This window comes from Pararhodonellum marinum, from assembly GCF_015354735.1.
GTDB classification, from domain to species: Bacteria; Bacteroidota; Bacteroidia; order Cytophagales; family Cyclobacteriaceae; genus Pararhodonellum; species Pararhodonellum marinum.
This window is the reverse complement of the sequence record NZ_JACEFJ010000014.1, coordinates 93,889-116,791: the sequence shown is the minus strand read 5'-3', so window position 1 is coordinate 116,791 and position 22,903 is coordinate 93,889. Positions and strand designations below refer to the sequence as shown.

The window sequence follows — 22,903 nt, the reverse complement described above, 5'->3', positions numbered from 1 at the left end:
GTGTGCCGTTTTTCTTTTAATATTTCTTTTCAAGTATTTGGGCTTCCCGTTTATAACCGTCTTTTTTTAATGCTTCAATTATTAATTTCTTAATGTCGTTGTCATAGTCATTGCTGAGAATGTAATGGTATGTTGCGTCTCGATAGAATTTTAGTCGCTTGGCTTCAGATGCTTTGTCGAGATAGTCCTTTACTATATTACTGTCCTTAATGCTGTAATCAAAACCGTCAATGATCAATTTTTCTGTCAGGTACTTAATTCCAATGTCGTCCGAAGTCTCAATCGTTATTTCTTTCTTTCGCAAATCTCTCAGGTCTTTGATGTACTGACTGACACTAGTCATTGGGTCAATTTGGAATTGCCCCTTAAGCACTTTGCCGAGTAGGACTCTGCCTTGCTGTATCTCGGCAGTCCTCTGTTTCATTTGTCTTATCTCATCTTTTGGAAGAGGATTTCCTTTCCAGTCCACTTCTGATACTTCATCCCATTCTTGAAGTCGAGTTTTTATTTCTTCTTCTGTTTTGTAATCTTCATCAAGAAACTCCGCTTGACCTATCGTAACAACAAGGCCCAAAAAATCGGTAAGATTTTTAGCTACTAATTTTATTGGCGGGTCGTTTGACGGACTTACACAAACTATTGGGGCATTGCTCAAGTCTTTAGCTGTCCCAAAGTCTGTTAGGAATCCGAAATGTATTCCGTCTCCACCAGTCCCTGCAAATGGTATAACGTCCAAAGGTGTCGCTGAGTAGTGGTGGTCATACTCAATGTAGAAGCCGAGCCATTCCCAAGTTTGTCCGTTAGGTTTTTGGTACTCTTCAAGTTTTTGAAGCAACGCAGGCTTCTTGTATTCACCGAAGAAAATATTTTGGGAATTTGATTTAAATATTGAAAACATAAGTATTAATGTCAGCAGTTCTTTCATTTTTTAATGGCACACAACGGGATCGGGCTTTGCGTTCGGGCGGGTTTCGGAGCACAAAACTGTCAACCCGCACTGAATTTGAATAGAAGCAAAAAGCTTCAAGTTTGATCGTCACTCCGCCTGACGCAAAACCCGTGTTACCGGCTGGCATTCTTGTTGATTTATAGTCCGATGTCATATTGTTTTGCAAGCCTTTCAATATTGTCAACATAGCTTTGATTTATATAAGGCTTTGATGTTTTTACTTCACTTCTTCCGTCTGGATAGTTAATTGTCTGTGTAGTTGTTTGGGGTGTCAATGCAATTTTGTATTGCTCTTTTATAAATTGCTTTCCTTTCTCTATTTGACCAGTCATCATTAGAAATACAATTTGTCCGTATGGTGATAGAAGAAAACCTGTATTTCTCTCTGAAAATTGTTTAAGATCCGAAAGCGATTTGTAGTCGTCAAAAAGTGGCATTAAATAATTTTCAAGGTCGCTTTTAACTCGTTCGGCTACTTTGTTTCTGTCAATACGTTTACTTAGTTCATACCAGTTATCATGTTTATGAGAATAGGTTCCAAGTCTGTCTTGTATGAAGCAGTCAGTAGTTTTGGGAAAGTCAGTTGGTATTTCTTGTCCCCAGGAAAGAGTTCTGATTGCTTCATTATAAAAACCCAGATTAAATGTAAAACTCAAACTGTCGTGGTATGAGTTCCACTGACTTTTCTGAACATTACAACACTGAGTAATGTCGTTTGTCTGTCGAGCAAAGTGTTGTGTCTTACGTTTAAAACCTAATTCCTTAAAGAAGGGAATGATTACTCCTTTAAATATTTCGTCAAAGTCAGTCTTTAAGTTTTCTGGTGTCATTTTTAGTCTGTGTCGTTATGCTTGCCGGTAACTTGTTTATACCCCTGACCTGGTCAGGCTTATCACCCCAAATTGAGAGGGATAAGCCTGATAAGTGGGGATTTTTATCAGGGTTTAATTATACCGATTTTTTCTTTAAAGATCATCAAATGGGGATTTGATCTCTTTGATCTTTTCTTCACTCGCAAAGGTGTATATCTCCGTAGTCTTGCTGGAGTGGTGTCCAAGTAATTCCTGAATGTACCTCTGATCAGTTTAAATTTCCAAACAACCCGGGTATAAGGTCAATCTCCCCATCAAATATGGTCTCCTGGAAACTCTTTGAGTGTGTGTCTTTTGAAATTTTTGAATTGGTAATTTATGGTGACCCAAAGAAAAAAACCATGGTTGATCCTCAGGACTTCCGGATTGGGAGTAGCCATACGGATATGGTATCCCGGTGATACAGTGACAGTCCTTTTTTGAAAACTGAACAACATGAAAATCCTGTGTTCAAAGGGGTTATCCACTGCTGAGGGCCCTATGGTTACCAAGGATTCATTGAAAAGGGTATTGGAAAAATTGAAATGCGGACTCAGCGCATTTTTCCAGTTGTACCGTAGGCTGTTGTTGAACCGCATGCGGTGGTTGAGGGAAAAACTATCCATCACTTCACTTACACCCAAGTCCGCTCTGTAACGCATGTCATGACGGTATCGAAAACTTACTGAAAAATCGGATTTGCTGGGCAATCGGTAAACCAACTGACCCCAAGGCCTGTGCTCCGGCCTCACCAAGCTTCCATCAGAAAATGGGGCAGTCAAATCCAATTGGGCATAGCCAAGGGTTATGGCCAGCTTTTGGTCTTCGGTATGAAAAGTCAATCCCGATCGGAAAATCAAAAAAAGTTCGGGTACATGGTGCGCATCCAACCACAGGGACCAATTCGGGGCAATCTGACCAGAAGTCATGAGACCATACCATACCTCTGTATTGAGATCGGTTTGCCGCTGAGCCCGAAGGGATATACATGTACAAAAAACCAAAAAAAATAGAATTGCTTTCATATTGAGGTATTTTGCCTAAACGGAAATGCTACCTGCAATTTATCTGAAAAATAAGGTTAAGCCTAGAATTCGGTCATTTTTAAGGCTCAAATAGGGAAGGCTAAAACAACGAAAACTGCGTATTCAAGCTTATTGGTTCTGCATATAGCGTTTGGAAATCAGTATGTGGATTCCAATTGAAAAAAAATCCTGTTGCACAGTTCCATTTTCTAGATTTTTTGGTTGGAAAGTGGTGTAGGCGTATTGAAGCTGTAATTTGAGGTTTTCATACCCTGCCCTTATGGTTATTCCAGGTTCAAAAACTACCGAATTATTGCTTTGGTCAAAAAAACGCCTGGCACTTAAACTGTAACTTTCATCCTGAAACAAAAAGGATTGTTCACGGAGACTCAACATGGCCAATCTCGGGGTAAACAAAATATCAAAATACCTTGAGAGAAAACCGACCGAGGGCTGTACAAAAGGCTTAATGAAGGTCAAATCCATGTGTTCCTTGTTGTCCAGTTTGTTTTTGATTGAACCCGTGCCCATGCCACCATAAATTTCATATCCAAACTTCTTGGAAGGTCCAGTTCCATATAGGCCAAACCCAATCTCACCATAATTGCCTTGACTTGACCATTCGTCTTTATCCCTTGTTCCTGTGTTGCCCATCGAGTAAAAACTTCCGATTGCCGCCAACTTGTTACTTATGGAATAGGCCGCTTGCAAGGCAATCCCCTTTCCAGTATCACCACCGCCTGAAATCGCCGGGCCAACGTCAACTGAAGCATGGCTAGCATTGAAAACCACCTCACCTTTTTCGGTAAACATAGGAGAATTATGGCCAACGGATGAATATATAGTAGGACTACAGGCTGAAAACATCGAAAGCACCACCAAAGAGGAAAGCAAAACATTCATGGACTTTTTCATAGGGTAAACGGGTTTGTTATACCCAAATTTACCTCATTCCTACCTTCAAAGGTGTTTTATAACCTATTGATTTTAAGGCTTTTCAATTATTAAAAGTACCAAAATTTGCATGGATCAATAATCCGTGAATCCATCTATCCGTTAAAATGAAAATACAGAAAAACAAGGAACGGCTTTAGTTCTGAATACATTTTCAGCGTCCAGTCAGGATCCTTTCATCCTCATTGGAATCTGATTTCTAAAACAAAAAACAGAGGCAGATCGATTTGCGAACCACCTCTATTTTTCTGGTAAAATCTATAGCTTTAAAAACTACCATCCTTTTTAAAGCAGGTTGATGCTTTTTGCCTTACATAAATTCCATATTGTTTTTTAAAACAAATCAATTGGGAAGCTTATCCATAAATCGGCCATAAACCCAGGTTCCGGCTACCGCACTCAGCAGTGTTACCGCCACGACGGTAAATCCACTACCTATCTGTGCAAACAAAGGTCCGGGACATGCACCGGTCAATGCCCAGCCCAATCCAAAGATAAAACCACCTATGATCTGGCCTTTCCGGAATTCTTTCTTCGGAATATGGATAGCCTCACCATTGATGGTTTTTAGGTTGAAACGCTTGATTAACTGTATTGAAACCAATCCTACCAGAATGGCTGAACCGATCACTCCATACATGTAGAAGGATTGCAACCGAAACATTTCCTGAATCCTAAACCAAGAGATGATCTCGGCTTTGACAAAAACGATTCCGAATAGAATACCCACGACAAGGTACTTCAACAAAGCTAGGCCCTGTTCCCCTTTTGCCTGCATGTTGGGTGCTTCACAATCGATGGGTTGCTGATTTTTTGTATTTTTTTCTACTAATTCCATAGCTAAAATTGAGTTTAATTGCTTAAAGGCCTACCCATGTAATGAGCAAAGGCAAAATAAGATGGGTCATCACAAATCCTCCTACCATAAAGAATATGGTGGCAACCAAAGAAGGCCACTGAAGGTTGCTGATACCCATGATGGCATGTCCTGAGGTACATCCTCCGGCATATCGGGTTCCAAAGCCAACCATAAATCCACCCAACACAAAAAAGACCAGCCCCTTTAGCGTAAATAGGTTTTCCCAATTGAAAATATCAACGGGTAACAAATTGTGAAAATCAGTGATTCCCAAAGCTTTCAAGTCCTCTTGGGTACGCTCTGCTACTACGATACTGTCAGGATTGGACAGCAATACTGCCGCTACAAATCCTCCGATCATGATACCAAGTACAAATACAAGGTTCCAGTTTTCTTTTTTCCAATTGTAGGTGAAGAAGGGGATTTTAGCTGGGAAACAGGCTGCACACATGTGTCTTAAAGAAGAGGAGATTCCAAAACTTTTGTTTCCCAAAAGCAATAAGGCAGGTACCGTCAAGCCGATAATTGGCCCGGCTACGTACCATGGCCAGGGTTGTTTGATCCAAATGAGTAATTGTTCCATAGAAATGGTTAATTGTAAAGTTTATTTTATTTAAAATCGATAATCCAGAATTAAGTTCAAATTCCACATGTCTACCCGATTGATCCTGAAGGCATCGGGAATGGTTTCAGCATGTCTGGCAGTTTTGTTCACCACCAGAAATTTTAGGTCCAAGCCCTCCAGTTCACCGGTTAATGGATAATCCACCATCCCGACGAAGTGATAGTAAGAAGGCACCCCGTATTTGTTGAGTCCAAAGTCGTTGATATCTGGATTTTTGACCGAGCTTGCCGCCAAGGTGCCATTCAATCCTTTGGAGACCAGCCTCCAGTCATATTTTGCTGAAATGGCCATCACACCTCCATTGCCTTCAAAACGCTCTCTGGGAAGACTGGCATAAAATCCCTCTCGGCCCCATTCTCTGGGAAAGAGAAATCTACCACTATCCGAAATGCCCAAAACATTGAGTGAAAATGCCTGTTTGTCATCATGAAGCCCTATTTTAGCCCCAAAACCATAGGATTTTTCTCCAGGCATGATGTAGGATTTGAGTGGATCAGGGTTTCCTCCAGTCCTTATGGTAGTTTGGTAAAATCCCTGCGTACCGAAATCCCAACTGATTTTGGGCCCATCGATCACCCAGTCTCCCTGTAACCAGGTCATGTTGAAAACATTTTCTGCCAGATAATTCCATGCCTGTATGCGTCGATTGGAATCCTTTTGCCACTTCAAACCAATTAAGCCTATTCCTTTGCTGTTAATGTTTCCTTTGTACTGGGATGAAGTCCCAAATACATTTCTACCAAATGGATACACCCCAAATGATTCTGAAATGCTATACCAATCCACTGTACCCCTCATGCTGACATGTTGGTACCAAGCGGTCAATAGTTCCCAATTTTTCCATTTTTGCTGCCAGGTAATCCCGCTGAATATATTGGGTCGCATCCTGTTGTCCTGCTCATTGAGCAAAGGGGTGTTGATCCGCTGCCTGCCAAAGGTGATTTTGGTGCCCTCCTTTTTGTAGGCGAGAAACAGGTTGTCCAACCGATCCAAATCACGGCTATTCGAAAGGTCGTTCATGTCATATAGCAGAATTTCATAACGATTGGTACTTCCGGTAATGGGGTCTGGTATCCTGAGATTGTTTTCAAAGAGTTGAAATACAAAGAAACCACTGAATCCACCATAAAAACCCTTGTAGGATGGGCTGGTATATCCTATTCCTGCCCCAACCCCCAACGTACTGTAATTCAGAAGCTCACCCTTGTTGGAAGTAGCCATGTAAAAGCTCCTGAAATGAAAATCCAACTCCCCCTCCCTCATCACCTCTGCAAAAGTCTTTTTTTTGTCGGCCATCCCAAGACTGTCCTGAGGCACCAAAGCTGCCTGTGCAGAAAAGCCTGCAATCCCCAACATTACCAAAAGGACTTTTACACACCTGAACATACCTACAAAGGAACCAGAAATTGGATTGGGAGACAGTGATGAAAATCACACAGGATGTAAAACAAAAAAGGCAAGAACTGCGTCTTGCCTTTTTTTGTATTTGATGATTGGCATGCTACAACATGGTGGTAGGACAAACATATTCAGAAATCCTGAATTTTTCGGAATCTTTGATGTCCTTGAAGCCCCCTGCTACATCAACCAGGTTATCGTATCCTCTAGCCCGAAGAATCGAGTTGAAAATCATGGATCGGTAACCTCCCGCACAGTGGACATAATATTGCTTTTCTTTGTTGATCTTCAACATGCTTTCATTGATAAAATCCAACGGGGCATTTTCTGCACCGATGACATGCTCGCTTTTGAATTCACTTTCCTTTCTGACATCCAAAATATTGACTTCTTGCATACCCTGCAGAAAGGCAAGTTCTTCAGCCTTGATGGAAATAATGGAATCCGTTTCTTTGCCGGCTTTTACCCAAGCTTGAAATCCGCCCTTCAGATAGCCTATGGCATGGTCATACCCTACCCTTGCGAGTCTGGTAATGACTTCTTCTTCCCGGCCAGGTTCGGCAACGATCAACATTTCCTGTTTCAAATCCGGCACTAAAGTTCCTACCCAAACCGCAAAACTGCCGTCAATTCCTACATTGATTGAGTTGGGGATAAAACCCTGGGCAAAAACCTGTGGCCCTCTGGTATCCAGAATAAGCGCACCGGTTTCATTGGCAGCGACTTCAAATTCCAGCGGAGAAAGTGCTCTGGTCCCTCTTTCCAAAACTTCGTCAATGCTGTCATAACCCTGGATGTTTAGCATCACATTTTCCGGAAAATAAGCCGGAGGAGGTGTCAAACCGCTTGTTACTTCTTTAATAAACGCTTCTTTGGTCATTTCCTGCAGCGCATAGTTGGTTCGCTTCTGATTGCCAAGGGTATCACTGGTTTCTTTGCTCATGTTTTTGCCACAGGCACTTCCTGCGCCATGGGCGGGATAGACCACAAGATCATCTGCAAGTGGCATGATTTTATTCCTCAATGAATCATAAAGGTGAGCGGCAAGTTTGTCTTGGGTCAATTCCTTGATCACCTTTTGCGCCAAATCAGGTCTACCGACATCTCCAATAAATAAGGTGTCTCCAGTGAAAATAGCTTCTTCCTTGCCTTTCTCATTGATCAGCAGAAAGCAAGAACTTTCCATGGTATGCCCTGGTGTATGGAGCACTTTGATTTTTGCCTTTCCAATCTCAAATTCTTGTCCGTCTTTGGCAATGACCGCATCAAAACCAAGCTTCATTTCTGTAGGTCCAAAGACAATTTCTGCACCGGTTTTCTCGGCGAGGTCTTTGTGTCCGGAGACAAAGTCTGCATGAAAATGGGTTTCGAAAACATATTTTATCTTGGCTCCCCTTCTTTCCGCTTTTTCTATGTACGGTTGTACTTCTCTGAGCGGGTCAATGATTGCCGCCTCTCCATTGGATTCGATGTAATAAGCCCCTTGGGCCAAACATCCGGTGTAGATTTGTTCTATGATCATAATTATCGTGCGTTTGGGTTTAGTTTCTGAAATAAATTTACTGATTTTGAGTGAAAATAAATATGACAAAAGTCACCATGGGCTTACACTTTCTGACTCAAATGCTCCTGAATCACTTTGACCAGCTGATGGGTAGGTACCACCCCCGACTGTCTCCAAAGCGGTTTCCCGTTTTGAAACAAAATTAGCGTGGGCACTCCCCTTACCTGAAACTTGCTGGCGGCAAGAGGATTTTTGTCTACATCTACTTTGATGATCTTCACTTTATCGCCCACTTGGGAGGCAGTATCCTGAAGAATGGGTTGCATCATCTGACAGGGACCACACCAGGTGGCAAAGAAATCCACCAAGACGGGTTGTTCACCGTTGATCAGGTCGTTAAATGATTTTGGTTTGCTTTCCATAAGATTGTTTTTGCTTGAATCTTGAAACAAAGGTAAGGGGTTAAAGAAAACTTAACGGTAATTTTTGTCACATTGAAGGAGTTAATTCTTGCTTGACTCCTCGACAGTTAGTGATGAAATCCGTTTTTCTTTACCAACAAAAGCCAGCAGGGTCTTGGTTTCAGCTAAAACAAAAAAACAACCCTGTTTATGGTTGCTTTTCTATTAAGGGGTAAAAAGTTGATCCTCTGCAAATCGGGGCAGCTCAACCTGTTCATTGTGTTGAGTCAATTAATGGTTCCAACATTGCCATTCAAACAAACCGCACTTTTAGGGCCGGAGATGGTAAACAAACCGAGGTCATGATGAAGATGATGGAAAGGATGATGCAGATGAATGAGGCGATCAAGCGGATTTTGGAGCGTAAGTTATATTGAAAATGTATTGGATTTTGATTGGTTTTTGATTTAAGCCCCTTGGTTGGGGCTTTTTTATTGGGGGAAAATACCGTGATCGGAAATATGATGCTTGGTGGGGAATGGGTAGGTTAAAAACATAAAGAGGCCAAAGGTTTGTATCTAAGCAAATTAGTCGAAATCCAAAATCAAGACCCAATTTTACAGCATAGCTTCAGATTTTGGGGTTTTTAGGCCCTATTTTAGTGAAAATACTATGAAATGGGTATTTTTTGCTAAATAAATAAGCGTTTATTTTAGGGGGGTGTTCCTCGGAATCAGAAATCTGGCCCTTATTTATACCGTCCCAGATAATATCAAATATTAATATTGCCTTATTCGCAGTTTTGATAAATATGAGGTATTTATGTAAGCGATATAACCTCAATGGGTTGGGGTTAGTTGCTAGTTAGCAGCTAAATAATGAAAGAAAGCGACCGTAATAAAATTCAATTTGACCCATTTATGAAATTTGTTATTGAATTTCATAATGCTTCCCTTTCTTATAATCAACTTCTTAATAAGGTTTCAGAAAATCCGAAATTGTTTAGCGAAAATGATATTTGTTTACTTGAAGAAGCTTTTTTGGTTAAACACATAGCGGAATGGGAAACGTTTATTCAAAATATTTTGGTGTATTGTGTCGCAATAGATACAAGTCAAATATCTAAATTTCTTGACTTAGAATTGCCAAATAAAATTAGTTTTGATAATTCTGCAGCTATTATTAACGGACTTAGTTATTTATCTATTACAAGTTCATCAGAATTGAAGGGGATAGCAAAAAAGACTATTTCTGAAAAGAATAATCCTTTTGACCAGTTTCAAATGAAACTATTAAATCAAATTGATGAAGCCTATGCACTACGAAATTATGTAGCTCATAAAAGTAGAAAGTCAAAGAGTGGTCTTTTGAAGATGTATTCTAATAGATATAGTATAGATAAATTTGTCTCCCCTGGTAAATTTTTGTCAGAAAGAATTAAAGATGAAGTTGGAGAGTATCCAAGGTCTCATTTGTATTATGGAAAATTCATGACTATGGCTACATTAATATGGAGACATTTAGACCGTAAATCATATAATTTTGTTTTTGAAGATGAAATGTCTACTGATGGATGGTTAAAAGGAATGGTCAAAATGAATAAAGTGTTTGAAGTTATGACCAAAGAGTATAATTTATGAAATTCAGTTGCTAACACTATATAAAAAAGAGCAGCAGGTTCAGTGGTAGCGGAGCCCTCAGTTCTTTTCACTGGTTTCGGTTTCGGGGGATAGTTTACTGGCTTTTAAATCCGCTGCCCTCTTTTATATTAACGTTTCATACTGCGGAAACCATAAACATCTTTCAAAACAAAAAACCGAGTGAGTAAAGAACAACACATTTCTGAAAGTCAGTTTTCTGAAATTCTGAATAAAAGAATGGATGAATATTTCATCGCAATAACTGGCAATACTGGGTCTGGTGCAAGAGCAATGCATATTAAAACAGCTCAAAGAATAAATATTCAAACTGTTCAAACCCAGTGCAAAAAATCAAAGCTTTTTGCCGGGGACTTTTGGGGTTATGGAATAAATAGTATTTGTGACGGTACTGAAATTCATTCAAGCACAGATGTTGAAAATTTTAAAAGACTTGAAGAATTAAACAAGCATCATAATGAAAATAGATTTTTATGGCTCTTAACATTTAAAGTTGAGGGAGAAAATCTTTTTGTTAGTATTTTTTGCATCGATTCTGCAACATTTGGTGTCAATTCCAATCTAAATACGAAATACGACTTAAAAGATTTGAAAAATGCACGTATAAGGACAAGAGGTAACATAACTTACGTAGATTTTATTTTTGAAAATTTAGAAAAACCTATTCATTTTCAAATTGATAATTATGCTCAAGGAGGTAAACTTAACGGAGAACGATTGGCTGAATATTATATTGAGCAAATAACTAAAAAAGCGGAAGAAATTAAAGGGAATCATCAAGTCGCTAAAAGTGTCGTGTCCGAAAGAAAACTAATTGAAAATGAAGTTGATGTTATTGAGCATAAATTGAGAAATTTTTTCGTTGACACTCTAGTAAAGAAAACTGGAAAAGAAAATTATGAGGACATAATCACAGGGAGTCCAAAAAATGACATACGAAGAAGAATTAAACAACACGTTGACCAACATCCACGTGAAAATATTGATGATTACAAATCATTAAAAAATGCGATTGAATTTGCAGATATTGAACATTTAAAGTTGGTTATTTTAAAAGATTCAAATTGGCGACATTTTGAACAAATTTTTAAAACTAAAGATGCAACTGAAAAATATTTTAACCAATTAAGTCAAATACGTCATCCATTAAAACATTCAAGAAAATTGACTGAATTAGTAAAATTAGAAGGAATGGTATCAATTGAATGGTTCAACCAAGTTCTTTAGGAACAAAAAGTACGAAAACACAACACCGTGTATAAGCCATTGCTTGGTCTGTGCTTCTTTGGAAAATCCTCGGGGATTTTCCATCGGAGTTTTATACTTTTAATGGTTCGTGACGAGACACGCAACGGCTCATACACGAGAAATGTTACCCACAATTTTGAGAAAGATACTGCCCATATTGACAATTTTCATTCTGCCATTGACAGTTTTTGGACAAGAAGAATATTTATCAAGATTATCAATTTCAGGAGGAGTATCAGAGCTTGGGGTTTCACCAACCGAAGAAATTTGGGTAGCGACCAAAGCGGGAAACATTTACTACACCAAACAAATCGGAGAATTATGGCACATCGGACCTTATGGTTCGTTAGACCCATATAATTTTAGTTCAGGAAAGACTTTTGAGAGAGTAAATTTCTTTTCTGAAGATACTCTGATGATTTCAGGGTTTATTCAAGAAGGTGGAAAGCAAGACTTTGTTTTTTGGTCAGGGAATCACGGAAAGAATTGGGAAAAGGTAAAATTTGGGAAAAGCAGTTGGATTGATGCGGCATACATCAACAACAACGGAAAAGCTTGGATGAGCGGAAATTCGCAACTCATTTATTACTCCGAAAATAGTGGGATAAATTGGAAATCGTTTGATAAGGCAGGAAATGAAAATGCATTAAGATTTTCAACTATTCATTTTGCAAAAGATGAACAAACAGGATTGTTTGGCTCTTTTTGGAACGTACTTTACAAAACAACTGATAACTGCCAAAGTTGGGAAAAACTACCAACACCTTTAAGTCAAGGAAAGTATGAAAGACTTTCGAAAGAAGACCGACCTGACATTAGGAAAATAAGAATTTTTGGAAGCTACTATATCATCAATCAGCAAGGTAGAGTGTTTATTACTAAATCAAATTCTATTGATTGGACTTACTTGCCAGAAGTAATTGATTTTGAAGTTTCTGAAAATGAAAACCTTTTCACAATCAATCAAGATTTGAGTACAAGCCTTTATAATATCAATTTTATTAAAACTTGGCAATCAAGTAAATCGCTTGAGAATAATCCAAGAGCAATCGGTATAAGAAACAACAATCTTTTCGTATTGACTTTTGAAAGTATTTATAAGATTAATCGTGATGAATTTATAGTTTCTCAGTTATTTACAGATGAAATTCCAATTCAAGAACCCTACTTCAAATTAAGCTTTGAAGGTGAAGAATATGGATTTGAGAATAAAGATATTTTACGTTTTGACAAGAAGAAAAAGCAATGGTATCGATTTATGACTGTGGATTTCTCTATTGCCAATGCTACTTTATTTGACGACAAAATGATATTGGCTGACAGAAGCTTAAATAAATACTACGCCTTAGACTATATACAAAAGTCAGTGAATCAATATAACCTACCCAAAAGCCTCTTTTCTGACCTCGATGTAAAAGAATTTCATTTTGAAAATGGCAGTCAAGGTTGTTTCCATTCTGACAATTCATTAAGAACTTACATTAAAAAGGGAGATAAATATGAAGTAGATAAAAAAACAAAGTCTTCAAAATATCTTTCCCGTGCAGACAATGAAATCGAAGTAGCTAAAATAGAACGGATTATTAATGTAATAGACAAATCACGATTCTCAAATGTTTCCTTGACTGATTTGAACATTACAGAAAATGACATTAACGAGTTTAAAAAGTTTATTGATAAAGAAGAGCAACGCATAAATAAATCAGGCATAGACCGTTTTGACTTTGAGAACTTGTACACATTTCCAGGAGAAAAAACAGATTTCAATTTTTACAAGTCAGTCGCAGACTCGTTATTCACTTTGAGTGATGAAGAAATCAATAATGCTTTTTGGCAATCTTATGGAAATTGGAGTACAACAACGGATTGGAGAAGAATCATCATTGTATTTCAAAACGGTAACAAATTAATAGTTGAAAATTCGGATGACAAGCCTAACTATCTATATACACCTTGGATAGTGGACTTTGAAGGATTGAAGTTCCGTACAAACTCAATTCTTTTTGGACAACAAATTGATGAAATAACAAATGGACAATTCTTCAACGAAGTTGCCCGAGATAAGAATTATGCAATCTTCAAAATTGCTGACTATTTGTATAAAAAGAAACTGAATGAAAAATAACTGTAGGTATTCGAGTAGGTAAATGGGAATCCCACCCCTATACCTCTCACACCTGCCCGTCCGATCAGGCGGGGAACGGTACGTGAACCTCTCGATTCCTACGGCTCTTCTTATGCAGTCGGATAGTCCATTTTGTTAGACTAATTTGTATCCCAGTTCCCAATGATAAAACAGGTTTGGCTAAGAAACCGTCACTTGCCTAAGCCATTTATTTGCTTTGACCTTGCTTCCTTTGAAGCTTTTGTACTTATTCAGAATCCATCTGATCATTCGGTGGTGCAGGTAATAAAACACAGGTTTTAAACTTCTGCGGCTTATCTTCCCATCATATTGAATCCACCCGCGTATCTTTGGATTGAGCAATATTGCCATCGGACGCGGAGCCACTGCCCATCCCCCTTTTCTTCCTCCCCTACTGCCAGGCCCTCAGCTAAAAACTTCCCTCGGAAGTTTTCTTTACGCTGAGTCCTTCCATGCATAGGCAAGGTCTTGGTCTACCCCCAATCTGATCAGGTTTTTACGTTTGCGTTCAGGTTGCTTCTCCCGATTGAGGATCGACTCAAGTCCTCATTACACTTGAAATAGTAATACAGTTTCTTAGAATTTAGCCAAAACCTAACGTATCCTATACTAGACCCTTACGAGGCCCTAACGTATCTATGCCGGAACCCCTAGGCAATTGGGGTGCAAAAAGCGCATAAAGGTACTTTTTACGCAAAAAACGCAGAGAGGCCATTGTCTTTTCAGGCATGCACGTCATACAAGCAAAAAAGCAACCCTATTTCGGGTTGCTTTTCATTAAAGGAATTAAATCCTAGTCTAAACCAACTCGTAAGGCCATCCCATCAATCCTGAATTGAGATTTTTCAATTGGGTAAAACCAGCCTCAGCCATAATGGCACAGGCTTGCCCGCTTCTGTTGCCGCTTCGGCAATACAACAGATAGGTTTTGTCTTTATCCAAATGCTGGATCTGCTTGTTAAAATCGGATCTCATCACATCCAGGTTTCTGGCTCCCTTGATTTTACCTGAACCGAATTCTCCTGCTGATCTCACATCGATCAAAACAGTGCCTTTGTTACCCATTTCTTTGTGAAAATCCTCAGCCGACACGTTTTGATATGCCTTGGGTTTGCTTTTAAATATGTTGAACATGTGCTTTTTTTTTTAGCGTTTATGTACACAAATTTAACGGCTCCTCAGGTCAAAAAAGGTAATCAATGTCACACAAGGTTTTGTTGTTGTCCTGTTGTCCAGTTATTTTGAAGTCCCCTTCACTGTGGTGTAGTTATACCGTTTGACGGATTGCGATTTACGAGTGGGGCGTTATGAATGAGGAATGTTAAAAGTTACCCAACCTAGTGCCTTTCACCTTCAAATGCTCACCTTTTTTGTTTGACTTCCTGAAAGAAACCACAATCAACCTTACCAATAGCACCCAAGGCAGCCCATGAAAAAAGAAATCAAGCCAATCTATCACCGCCATCCCATTGGCACCTCCAGCTATCCATTTGAGTTTGCCCCAAACATGAGGTTCCGGACTGAAAGGCGCCAAACCCAGTGTAAGACAGAGGATGACCACCAAAGGCCAACTGTTCAGTGTTTTTTTCATTTCCTTTTTATTAAAAAGGGATAGCTCACCTGCTTCCAGAAAGTCTGGGGAAATTCTTCCATCCCTTCAAAACCGAGAGGTTCATCCCTGCCCTCATGGGGAATATAAGCCGTACCAAACAGGTAATCCCATACGCTTAAGGTAAGTCCATAATTTACCCCATAGCTGCCTCTCGGTATTTTTTTGGCATGGTGCCAAATGTGCATCTGTGGATTGTTCAACACATATTTCAATGGCCCATAACTGATTTTCAGGTTGGAGTGGTTGAGGTGGCCTATGGCAGTGGCAAAGATGTGAACGATGAAGAAATCCTCAAGTCCGAATCCAATCATAGCAAGAGGCACATATTGGATAGATTTGTAAATGATGGTTTCCATCCAGTGAAAGCGAAGGTGAGCTGCAAAACCCATTTGTTCCACTGAATGATGGACCTTGTGGTATTCCCAAAGTGCAGGAACCCTATGCAGCATGCGGTGCACATTCCACTGAATGAAGTCAGCTACCACAAACAAAAGCAGCAATTGTCCCCATCTCGGCCAGGAATTGACTTCTATGGCAACCAGGTTGGTGATGCCGAATAGCCCAAGGAAATCATTGAATGCTTCCACAGCCACGTTGGAAATGGCATTGTATGCAATCAATGAAAAAAGGAAAAAATTAAAGAACATGTAAAAGCCATCCAGCCAAAAATCCTTTCTGAATACTGCCTGATGCTTCCGCCATGGAAAAACGATTTCCATAAGCCAGACTGTCAAAGAAAGGCCAACCAGCCACCAGAAATAGTTGTGCCATGTGGGATGAAAAAGCTCATTGACCAGATAATTCCAATATCCGGTATAGCCATTCCATATTATTTCCAGATACTTATTCATGGTTTAAGAAAGGGATTGGTAGGTAAGCAGAATTTCCTTTTTCCTCAAAAAAAGGCCTCTACAAAACAAGAGGCCTTCAACTCAGCAATCAATCAGTATATTCTTTGATCTTTTCGCTCATATCAAGGACCTTTCGATCGTCAAGGAGTTTTTTGATGATGCTGCTCCCCGCAGCGGATCGGTAGCCACCTGCACAGTGGACCACGATGGGCTTTTCTCCCTTGATTTCATGGATCCGTTCTCTCAATTCATGCAAGGGAATGTTAACGGTTTCTTCAAAGGTTTTACCCTTTACCTCACTTTTGTTCCTCACATCCACTACCCTGAATTGTGCTTTGTTTTGATCAAAAGCTTTTTGGTCAAAGGCTTCAAATGCCTCGTCTTCTTCTAAATCGTAAATAAACGCGCCTTTAATATGGCCTTCATACCCGATTTTTGCTGCTTTTTTGATCAGGGTATAGAGGCTGATCCTGTTTTCGGCCAACAAGTAAAAGGTTTCTTCCGGGCCTATGATGCTTCCCAACCAGGTTTCAAATTTTTCTCCATCCTGAAGGTTGATCGCTCCTTTTCGGTGGGATTTTTTAAACTGATCTGCAGGGCGGCCATCAATCAAAAGATCCCCTGTTTCAGTGTGAAAATTAGTTTCCAACAGAGGGACATTTTCTACGCCGGTAGCATATGCCGGAGCCCCTTTTCTATTGAGCTCAACATCAAATGGAAAGTACTTTGGAACAAAAGGCTGATCGGCGAGGATCAATTTGACAAAGGCTTGCTCATCCATGTCCTGCAAGGCATAATTGTTTCTTTTCTCAGCGCCTATGGTGCTGCTCTGGGCATCACTCAGGGATTTGCCACACAATGAACCCGCTCCGTGTGCTGGATAGACCAACACCTCGTCTGGCAAAGTCATCAGTTTCTCACGGGTACTCTTGTACATTGCCCGGGCAAGTGATTCTCGTTTTTCCTGTAACTTCCCGGCCTTTTCCCTAAGGTCTGGTCTGCCCACATCTCCTATAAAAAGAGTATCTCCAGTAAATACCGCCACAGGATGACCATCTGCTTCCAGCACCACCGAAATACTATCTGGAGAATGTCCAGGGGTATGGAGGGCCTTAAAGCTCACTTTATCTCCAAGCATGATTTCATCCCCTTCATCAAATGCCTGATGGGGATAATCCACGCCCGACAAGCTACTTGTATACAAGGTGGCATCGGTCTGATGGTGGATTTCAAGATGGGAACTGACAAAATCAGCATGGGGATGCGTTTCAATCACTCCAATGATCTTTGCACCAGTTTCGGATGCAAAGTCATAATAATCCTTGGGATCTCTTCCCGGATCCACCAGTATCATATGATCCTCATTCCATACAGCATAAGAAAAATGAGCCAATCCTTTATCTTCAAATTGTTTTATATTCCAGTTGTTCACGTTGATTTGTTTTTATTGATTCTCCAAAAGCAAGAAATTGCCATTGGGTATTTAAACAAAAATACGGCATTTCTCCTTGATGTTTGGTGATCAATGTTACACCAAGCATGTTGATTTTTTTAAAAAACCCTCTCTTTCCATCTAAAGTTTCTGATTTTGATTTTTCTGAGTATCCTCCATTCTGCACGTAGGACAAATCATTGTTAGGTACAACTTTCCGAATAGGCCGGTGGATTTCTCAGATAAAATATCCTATTGGGTTTTAGGTGCGGTTTATTTAGGCCCAGCCCAATCCCAGATCATTTACTATTAAAATGCCTATGCTCTTGGTAAAATCGATAGAATAATCCAGTGACCTAACCTCGATTTTTGTTACCTTAACCTTAAAATCAATTCCCTTGTCAACCCACGTGCCTTTATCCAGCAACCATAAGCTACAAACCGTCTCTGGCATTAAGATCAGCTATGTGTCAAGTTCAAAGGTAGTGTTGGAAAAAGGGGAACGCGATTTTCCCACTGATGCCAGTGTTTTGGCGGTTCTTTTTATTTTTCAAAACCCAAAATCTTTGGCAGAGGGCATCGAAGCCCTGAACGGATGGACCAAAAACAAGATTGAATGGATCCAACTGACCCAAAAAATCCAAGAGCTCTATGATCGGGGATTTCTGGTGGACCCGGAATATGCGGGAGCACTTTTGACCCAAGTCGCTCCGGGAAGTTTTGAAGGACCTGAGGTGCATCTCAGGATGTTGAATGACAAAATGCGTTGCCAGGTATTTCAAAAAGCCATTCAAGAAACTGTCCAATCCGGGGATCTGGTATTGGACATCGGAACCGGTACCGGTATTTTGGCTGCCATGGCTGCCCAGGCAGGGGCTAATAGGGTCATAGCCATTGAGCGGGTTTCGGCCATGGCGAAAAAAGCTGAAATGGTGTTTGGTAAAAATAAGCTGGACTCAACCATTGAAGTTTTTGAGGGCAATGCCAGCCAGCTGGAATTGAAGGAAAAAGCAGATGTGATCCTTGCAGAAATCATCGGCAATGACCCCTTGGAAGAAAATATCCTGACCACGGTGATGGACGCGGTGAATCGGCTGCTTAAACCGGAGGGCAAAATAATCCCCCATACCCTTAAGCTATTTGCCCTGCCACTTACCATACCCTCAGAGGTTCTGGAAAGGCATTTTTTTACTGAAAATCACATCCAAAACTGGAAAAATTGGTACCAATTGGACTTTTCTTCCCTATCAGAACCGTTGGACCATCCATCCCATATCCTCCACAATCCAGCCAGTACCCAAAACTGGAATTTTCTTAGCGAGCCCATTTTGTTGGCCGAACTCCTCTTGAAAAAGACAAAAGGAAGTGACTTGGAAGTCAAAACACAGTTTGAAGTGAAAAAAACGGGGCTTCTAAACGGACTGATGATCTGTTTTGAGGCGGTACTCAGCCCTTCGGTGACCCTCTCTACCCTGCCCGAAAAAGTAAGTCCTGGCAACCATTGGATCAGCAAAATTTGTTTACCCAATACATCCCTAAAAGTAAATCAGGGAGATACATTTGACTTGACATACAGGTATGATGCTGATCAGGGTTCTCGAATAGAGGTTCATTCCACGAAATAAAGCAGGTCAAATAAAAAATCAATCACCTTTTGACCGGGATTCAAAAGACTCAGGCCAGCTTAATTCAACATATCCACCTCTGAATTCGGCAGAGCGTCAATTCCCAAAAGAATGCCCATCTTTCGCCAAACTGACTTTAATCATGTTATTTTCATCATGGATTGGTTAAATTGGGCTAATGTTACCTTGAAAACCTAAATGATCGATTTTCAAGACAGCAACCCTAAAAACCCAAAAATTAAAACATATGAAAATATTAGTTCCAACGGATTTTTCAGACAATGCTGACAAAGCACTTGACTTTGCCTTGAAAATCTCCAAAATCAATGGCGCATCCATCACGTTGCTTTATGCTTATTACGGCGTATATGACTTCGCGGCCCAAGCTGCGGTCATTTTGGACCAATTGGAAAAAGATGCCAATGAATCAATGGAAAAACTCTTGGCAAGTCCCGAGTTTCAAGGTGTCAAGGTAGATTCCAAGATCATCCACGGAACAGTGGCCACTGCGGTCACCTCCACCGCCTACCGGGAAGATTATGATCTGATTGTCATGGGAACTCAGGGAGCTTCCGGCATCAAAAAAGTGTTGATCGGTTCCAATACCGCCCATGTCATCAAAGACAGTCAGGTACCGGTTCTTGCGGTGCCGACCAACAGCAGTTATTCAGACCTCAGGGAGATCACCGTGGCCGTAGAACTCCACCATGAAGACGAGAAATTTTTTCACAAAATGTTTAAATTGACCCAAAAAACAGCCCTTCCTTATGAAATCCTTCATGTAGATACCGATGAAGGTTTTGAAAAGTCGCTGACCCTCAAAGGTTTGATGTCTTATCTAGGAGAGAAATATCCAGATGAAAAATTCACCCATTTAAATTTAAAAGCAGATAACCTTCAAAAAGGGTTGGAAAAATACCTTAAGGATATTCCTCATTGCCTGCTGGTCATGTTTTCCAAACAAAAATCTTTTTTTGAATACATCTTCAACAAAAGCGCCAGCATGCAGATGGCCTACCATACCCATGTGCCGCTCTTGGTCATCAAATGATTACTATTCCCAGATGTAAATTACCATGATTGATCCTTCCACCTCATTTGTTCCAGATCCCAAAGTACCACCTGGACCCTTGGAAAACAAATGGTCCAATTTTAAAAAAACAGCCCGTTTGGTCAGCCCAAACAACCGTAAAAAATTCAAAATCATTGTGGTGGGTACCGGTTTGGCCGGGGCTTCAGCAGCTGCATCTTTGGCAGAATTGGGCTATGAAGTGAGTACTTTTTGCTTTCAGGATTCTCCCCGCAGGGCCCATTCGGTAGCCGCACAGGGAGGCGTGAATGCGGCAAAAAATTACCGAAACGATGGTGACAGTGTCTACCGGATGTTTTTTGACACCCTCAAGGGGGGAGATTTCCGTGCACGTGAAGCCAATGTGTACCGGCTGGCCGAATGTTCCGCACACCTGATCGATCAGGCTGTTGCACAAGGGGTACCTTTTGCCCGTGAATATGGCGGTTATCTGAACAACCGCTCATTTGGCGGAGTGCAGGTAAGCAGGACATTTTATGCACGGGGCCAAACCGGACAGCAGTTGCTCTTGGGCGCCTACCAAGCCATGATGCGTCAGGTCGGATTAGGCAATGTAAAAAGCCATACCCGACATGAGATGCTCGACTTGGTGGTGGAAGGTGGCCAAGCGCGTGGCATTCTGGTCAGAGACCTGGACAATGGAAAGATCAGCAGACATGCCGCCCATGCCGTTTTACTGGCTACTGGGGGTTTTGGCAAAATCTATTATCTCTCCACTTTAGCCATGGGCTGCAATGGTACCGCCATTTGGAGATCCCACAAGAAAGGTGCCTTGACAGCTTGCCCGAGTTGGACACAGATCCACCCTACCTGCCTTCCTCAGTCGGGAGATTACCAATCCAAGCTTACTTTGATGTCGGAATCGCTAAGAAATGACGGAAGGATCTGGGTGCCCAAGAAAAAAGACGAATCAAGACCAGCTCATCAAATTCCGGAACAAGAAAGAGATTACTACCTGGAGCGCCGCTATCCATCATTTGGCAACCTGGCACCTAGGGACATTTCCTCCAGAGCGGCCAAGGAGCGGATTGATGCGGGATTTGGTGTGGGGAAAATGAAAAATGCCGTTTACTTGGATTTTGAAGAAGCCATCAGGGAACAGGGAAAGGCTACCATCAAAAGAAAATATGGCAACCTGTTTGACCTCTATGAAAAAATAACCGGCATCAACGCCTACCAATCCCCCATGCTCATTTCTCCTGCAGCACATTTTTCCATGGGGGGACTTTGGGTGGACTATGAGCTGAGTACCAATATCAAGGGTTTATATGCCTTGGGTGAAGCCAATTTCTCTGACCATGGTGCCAATCGGCTTGGAGCCAACTCCCTCCTGCAGGCTTGTGTGGATGGATACTACGTCATTCCTTATACACTGCCCCATTTTCTGGCCAGCTTGCCTAAGGAAAATGTACCAAGTACCGATACACCAGCTTTTGAGCGTGCGGAAAATCAATTAAAGGCCAGCTTAGATAAGCTTTTGGCTATCAAGGGAACAAAAAGTGTGGACCACTATCACAAGGCATTGGGGAAACTGCTTTATGACCACTGTGGACTTTCCCGAAGTGCCGAAGGACTCCAAAAAGCCATTGCCCTAATCAAAGAACTGCGGGAGGATTTTAACCAAAACGTCATGATCCCCGGTCATTCCCAAGAAATGAACGACGAACTTGAAAAAGCCGGACGGGTGGCTGATTATCTGGAGATCGGTGAGCAGATGTGTTTAGATGCCCTCACCAGGGAGGAATCATGCGGGGCGCATTTTAGAGAGGAGTACCAAACTGCGGATGGGGAAGCCTTACGGCGGGACAAGGACTTTTCTTTTGTTTCCTGCTGGCATAGGGTGGAAGGCAAATCGGTTCTTGTAAAGGAACCGCTAACCTTTGAATTTATACAACCAACAGAAAGGAGTTACAAGTAATGCATTTTAAGCTGAAAATCTGGCGTCAGCCCAATAGACATACCAAAGGTAACCTGGTGGATTATGAGCTTTCGGGTGTGGAGCCTGACATGTCATTTTTGGAAATGCTGGACATGCTCAATGAAAAGCTCATCGTAAATGGGGAAGCGCCTGTAGCTTTTGACCATGATTGTCGGGAAGGTATCTGTGGCCAATGCGGCCTGTTTATAAACGGCCGGGCCCATGGTCCTCATGATCAGATTACCACTTGCCATGTACACATGCGGGCCTTTAAGGACGGGGATACCATTTTCATAGAACCCTTCAGGGCTTCCGGTTTTCCTGTTCAAAAAGACCTGAAAGTGGACCGGTCTGCCTTTGATGAGATCATTGCCGCCGGAGGCTTTATTTCTGTCAACACCGGGCAATCTCCCGAAGCGAACAGCATTCTGATATCACAAGATACTGCAGAAGCTGCTTTTGACGCTGCAGCCTGTATCGGTTGCGGGGCCTGTGTGGCCTCCTGTAAAAACGCAAGCGCAGCCCTCTTTACCGCTGCCAAAATCAGTCACCTTGCCCAACTGCCTCAAGGTAAACTGGAAAGAAAAAAACGTGTGCTGAGTATGGTGAAAAAAATGGATGAACTGGGTTTTGGGGCTTGTTCCAGTACTGGTGCCTGCGAGGTGGAGTGTCCGCAGGGTATCTCCATCAGCCATATCGCTACCATGAACAGGGAGTATTTTAAATGATCAGGCAAAAAAAAGACCTATCAGGTTTT

The 22,903-nt window shown here is 41.2% G+C and carries 23 protein-coding genes; 7 read left to right on the top strand and 16 right to left on the bottom strand.

From position 1 onward, the window contains the following. Positions 1-16 precede the first annotated feature (16 nt). The 9 genes from H1A14_RS19965 to trxA form a co-directional block, all read right to left on the bottom strand. Positions 17-925: a hypothetical protein gene (locus tag H1A14_RS19965; protein WP_194778073.1), complete on the bottom strand. Its 909-nt coding sequence runs from the start codon at positions 923-925 to the stop codon at positions 17-19. Positions 926-1,086: 161 nt separating this feature from the next. Beyond that, positions 1,087-1,779 carry a DUF4304 domain-containing protein gene (locus tag H1A14_RS19960; protein WP_194778072.1) on the bottom strand — a complete coding sequence of 231 codons (693 nt, stop codon included), beginning with the start codon at positions 1,777-1,779 and terminating at the stop codon, positions 1,087-1,089. A 296-nt stretch (positions 1,780-2,075) separates the two neighbouring features. Beyond that, positions 2,076-2,825, bottom strand: a complete 750-nt coding sequence (locus H1A14_RS19955; protein WP_194778071.1) for a DUF2490 domain-containing protein — start codon at positions 2,823-2,825, stop codon at positions 2,076-2,078. Between the two features lie 129 nt (positions 2,826-2,954). After that, positions 2,955-3,740 (bottom strand): hypothetical protein, encoded by a 786-nt coding sequence (locus H1A14_RS19950; RefSeq protein WP_194778070.1) that lies wholly within the window; start codon positions 3,738-3,740, stop codon positions 2,955-2,957. Between the two features lie 382 nt (positions 3,741-4,122). Beyond that, positions 4,123-4,617, bottom strand: coding sequence for a DUF6691 family protein (locus tag H1A14_RS19945; protein WP_194778069.1), 495 nt, complete (start codon positions 4,615-4,617; stop codon positions 4,123-4,125). A 22-nt stretch (positions 4,618-4,639) separates the two neighbouring features. Further along, positions 4,640-5,221: a YeeE/YedE family protein gene (locus tag H1A14_RS19940; protein WP_194778068.1), complete on the bottom strand. Its 582-nt coding sequence runs from the start codon at positions 5,219-5,221 to the stop codon at positions 4,640-4,642. Positions 5,222-5,251: 30 nt separating this feature from the next. Next, positions 5,252-6,619, bottom strand: a complete 1,368-nt coding sequence (locus tag H1A14_RS19935; RefSeq protein WP_228527890.1) for an OprD family outer membrane porin — start codon at positions 6,617-6,619, stop codon at positions 5,252-5,254. 145 nt (positions 6,620-6,764) lie between these two features. Beyond that, the gene (locus H1A14_RS19930) at positions 6,765-8,183 is read right to left on the bottom strand and encodes an MBL fold metallo-hydrolase (RefSeq protein ID WP_194778066.1); all 1,419 of its coding nucleotides are present in this window, start codon (positions 8,181-8,183) and stop codon (positions 6,765-6,767) included. 83 nt (positions 8,184-8,266) lie between these two features. Further along, positions 8,267-8,587: a thioredoxin gene (trxA, locus tag H1A14_RS19925; RefSeq protein WP_194778065.1), complete on the bottom strand. Its 321-nt coding sequence runs from the start codon at positions 8,585-8,587 to the stop codon at positions 8,267-8,269. Positions 8,588-9,444: 857 nt separating this feature from the next. Between trxA and H1A14_RS19920 the strand changes: the two genes are divergently transcribed. The 3 genes from H1A14_RS19920 to H1A14_RS19910 all read left to right on the top strand — a co-directional run bounded on the left by H1A14_RS19920 (position 9,445) and on the right by H1A14_RS19910 (position 13,597). Beyond that, the gene (locus tag H1A14_RS19920; RefSeq protein WP_194778064.1) at positions 9,445-10,206 is read left to right on the top strand and encodes a hypothetical protein; all 762 of its coding nucleotides are present in this window, start codon (positions 9,445-9,447) and stop codon (positions 10,204-10,206) included. 180 nt (positions 10,207-10,386) lie between these two features. Further along, on the top strand, positions 10,387-11,451 hold the full coding sequence (locus H1A14_RS19915) for a hypothetical protein (protein ID WP_194778063.1): 1,065 nt from the start codon (positions 10,387-10,389) through the stop codon (positions 11,449-11,451). Between the two features lie 157 nt (positions 11,452-11,608). After that, complete coding sequence (locus H1A14_RS19910; RefSeq protein WP_194778062.1) at positions 11,609-13,597, top strand: WD40/YVTN/BNR-like repeat-containing protein; 1,989 nt, start codon at positions 11,609-11,611, stop codon at positions 13,595-13,597. A gap of 180 nt (positions 13,598-13,777) precedes the next feature. Here the strand turns inward: H1A14_RS19910 and H1A14_RS19905 are convergent, their stop codons facing one another. The 7 genes from H1A14_RS19905 to H1A14_RS19875 form a co-directional block, all read right to left on the bottom strand. Beyond that, the gene (locus H1A14_RS19905; protein ID WP_228527889.1) at positions 13,778-13,969 is read right to left on the bottom strand and encodes a group II intron maturase-specific domain-containing protein; all 192 of its coding nucleotides are present in this window, start codon (positions 13,967-13,969) and stop codon (positions 13,778-13,780) included. Beyond that, positions 13,912-14,076 carry a hypothetical protein gene (locus H1A14_RS19900; RefSeq protein ID WP_194778075.1) on the bottom strand — a complete coding sequence of 55 codons (165 nt, stop codon included), beginning with the start codon at positions 14,074-14,076 and terminating at the stop codon, positions 13,912-13,914. The genes H1A14_RS19905 and H1A14_RS19900 overlap by 58 nt, the downstream gene beginning before the upstream one ends. Before the next feature lie 340 nt (positions 14,077-14,416). Then, the gene (locus H1A14_RS19895) at positions 14,417-14,752 is read right to left on the bottom strand and encodes a rhodanese-like domain-containing protein (RefSeq protein ID WP_194778061.1); all 336 of its coding nucleotides are present in this window, start codon (positions 14,750-14,752) and stop codon (positions 14,417-14,419) included. Between the two features lie 187 nt (positions 14,753-14,939). Further along, a complete protein-coding gene (locus H1A14_RS19890; RefSeq protein WP_194778060.1) occupies positions 14,940-15,209 on the bottom strand; it encodes a hypothetical protein in 270 nt (89 codons plus the stop codon). Continuing rightward, positions 15,206-16,081 (bottom strand): sterol desaturase family protein, encoded by an 876-nt coding sequence (locus H1A14_RS19885; RefSeq protein WP_194778059.1) that lies wholly within the window; start codon positions 16,079-16,081, stop codon positions 15,206-15,208. The genes H1A14_RS19890 and H1A14_RS19885 overlap by 4 nt, the downstream gene beginning before the upstream one ends. Before the next feature lie 88 nt (positions 16,082-16,169). After that, on the bottom strand, positions 16,170-17,513 hold the full coding sequence (locus H1A14_RS19880; protein ID WP_317174912.1) for an MBL fold metallo-hydrolase: 1,344 nt from the start codon (positions 17,511-17,513) through the stop codon (positions 16,170-16,172). Beyond that, entirely contained in the window at positions 17,485-17,700 is a 216-nt protein-coding gene (locus tag H1A14_RS19875) for a hypothetical protein (RefSeq protein WP_194778058.1), read from the bottom strand. The genes H1A14_RS19880 and H1A14_RS19875 overlap by 29 nt, the downstream gene beginning before the upstream one ends. Positions 17,701-17,911: 211 nt before the next feature. Here H1A14_RS19875 and H1A14_RS19870 point away from each other — a divergent pair, with 211 nt between their 5' ends. From H1A14_RS19870 to H1A14_RS19855, 4 genes are all read left to right on the top strand, one after another. Continuing rightward, positions 17,912-19,138 (top strand): 50S ribosomal protein L11 methyltransferase, encoded by a 1,227-nt coding sequence (locus H1A14_RS19870; protein ID WP_194778057.1) that lies wholly within the window; start codon positions 17,912-17,914, stop codon positions 19,136-19,138. 247 nt (positions 19,139-19,385) lie between these two features. After that, a complete protein-coding gene (locus tag H1A14_RS19865; RefSeq protein WP_194778056.1) occupies positions 19,386-20,189 on the top strand; it encodes a universal stress protein in 804 nt (267 codons plus the stop codon). 25 nt (positions 20,190-20,214) lie between these two features. Beyond that, positions 20,215-22,146, top strand: a complete 1,932-nt coding sequence (locus H1A14_RS19860; RefSeq protein WP_194778055.1) for a fumarate reductase/succinate dehydrogenase flavoprotein subunit — start codon at positions 20,215-20,217, stop codon at positions 22,144-22,146. Continuing rightward, positions 22,146-22,874, top strand: coding sequence for a succinate dehydrogenase/fumarate reductase iron-sulfur subunit (locus tag H1A14_RS19855; RefSeq protein WP_194778054.1), 729 nt, complete (start codon positions 22,146-22,148; stop codon positions 22,872-22,874). Before H1A14_RS19860 ends, H1A14_RS19855 begins: the two co-directional genes overlap by 1 nt. Positions 22,875-22,903 lie beyond the last annotated feature (29 nt).

What these genes read in the sequence shown, in the direction of transcription:
- H1A14_RS19965 (WP_194778073.1), bottom strand. Translation starts at nt 925, where the DNA reads ATGAAAGAACTGCTGACATTAATACTTATGTTTTCAATATTTAAATCA.
- H1A14_RS19960 (WP_194778072.1), bottom strand. Translation starts at nt 1,779, where the DNA reads ATGACACCAGAAAACTTAAAGACTGACTTTGACGAAATATTTAAAGGA.
- H1A14_RS19955 (WP_194778071.1), bottom strand. Translation starts at nt 2,825, where the DNA reads ATGAAAGCAATTCTATTTTTTTTGGTTTTTTGTACATGTATATCCCTT.
- H1A14_RS19950 (WP_194778070.1), bottom strand. Translation starts at nt 3,740, where the DNA reads ATGAAAAAGTCCATGAATGTTTTGCTTTCCTCTTTGGTGGTGCTTTCG.
- H1A14_RS19945 (WP_194778069.1), bottom strand. Translation starts at nt 4,617, where the DNA reads ATGGAATTAGTAGAAAAAAATACAAAAAATCAGCAACCCATCGATTGT.
- H1A14_RS19940 (WP_194778068.1), bottom strand. Translation starts at nt 5,221, where the DNA reads ATGGAACAATTACTCATTTGGATCAAACAACCCTGGCCATGGTACGTA.
- H1A14_RS19935 (WP_228527890.1), bottom strand. Translation starts at nt 6,619, where the DNA reads ATGTTGGGGATTGCAGGCTTTTCTGCACAGGCAGCTTTGGTGCCTCAG.
- H1A14_RS19930 (WP_194778066.1), bottom strand. Translation starts at nt 8,183, where the DNA reads ATGATCATAGAACAAATCTACACCGGATGTTTGGCCCAAGGGGCTTAT.
- trxA (WP_194778065.1), bottom strand. Translation starts at nt 8,587, where the DNA reads ATGGAAAGCAAACCAAAATCATTTAACGACCTGATCAACGGTGAACAA.
- H1A14_RS19920 (WP_194778064.1), top strand. Translation starts at nt 9,445, where the DNA reads ATGAAAGAAAGCGACCGTAATAAAATTCAATTTGACCCATTTATGAAA.
- H1A14_RS19905 (WP_228527889.1), bottom strand. Translation starts at nt 13,969, where the DNA reads ATGGCAATATTGCTCAATCCAAAGATACGCGGGTGGATTCAATATGAT.
- H1A14_RS19900 (WP_194778075.1), bottom strand. Translation starts at nt 14,076, where the DNA reads ATGCATGGAAGGACTCAGCGTAAAGAAAACTTCCGAGGGAAGTTTTTA.
- H1A14_RS19895 (WP_194778061.1), bottom strand. Translation starts at nt 14,752, where the DNA reads ATGTTCAACATATTTAAAAGCAAACCCAAGGCATATCAAAACGTGTCG.
- H1A14_RS19890 (WP_194778060.1), bottom strand. Translation starts at nt 15,209, where the DNA reads ATGAAAAAAACACTGAACAGTTGGCCTTTGGTGGTCATCCTCTGTCTT.
- H1A14_RS19885 (WP_194778059.1), bottom strand. Translation starts at nt 16,081, where the DNA reads ATGAATAAGTATCTGGAAATAATATGGAATGGCTATACCGGATATTGG.
- H1A14_RS19865 (WP_194778056.1), top strand. Translation starts at nt 19,386, where the DNA reads ATGAAAATATTAGTTCCAACGGATTTTTCAGACAATGCTGACAAAGCA.
- H1A14_RS19860 (WP_194778055.1), top strand. Translation starts at nt 20,215, where the DNA reads ATGATTGATCCTTCCACCTCATTTGTTCCAGATCCCAAAGTACCACCT.
- H1A14_RS19855 (WP_194778054.1), top strand. Translation starts at nt 22,146, where the DNA reads ATGCATTTTAAGCTGAAAATCTGGCGTCAGCCCAATAGACATACCAAA.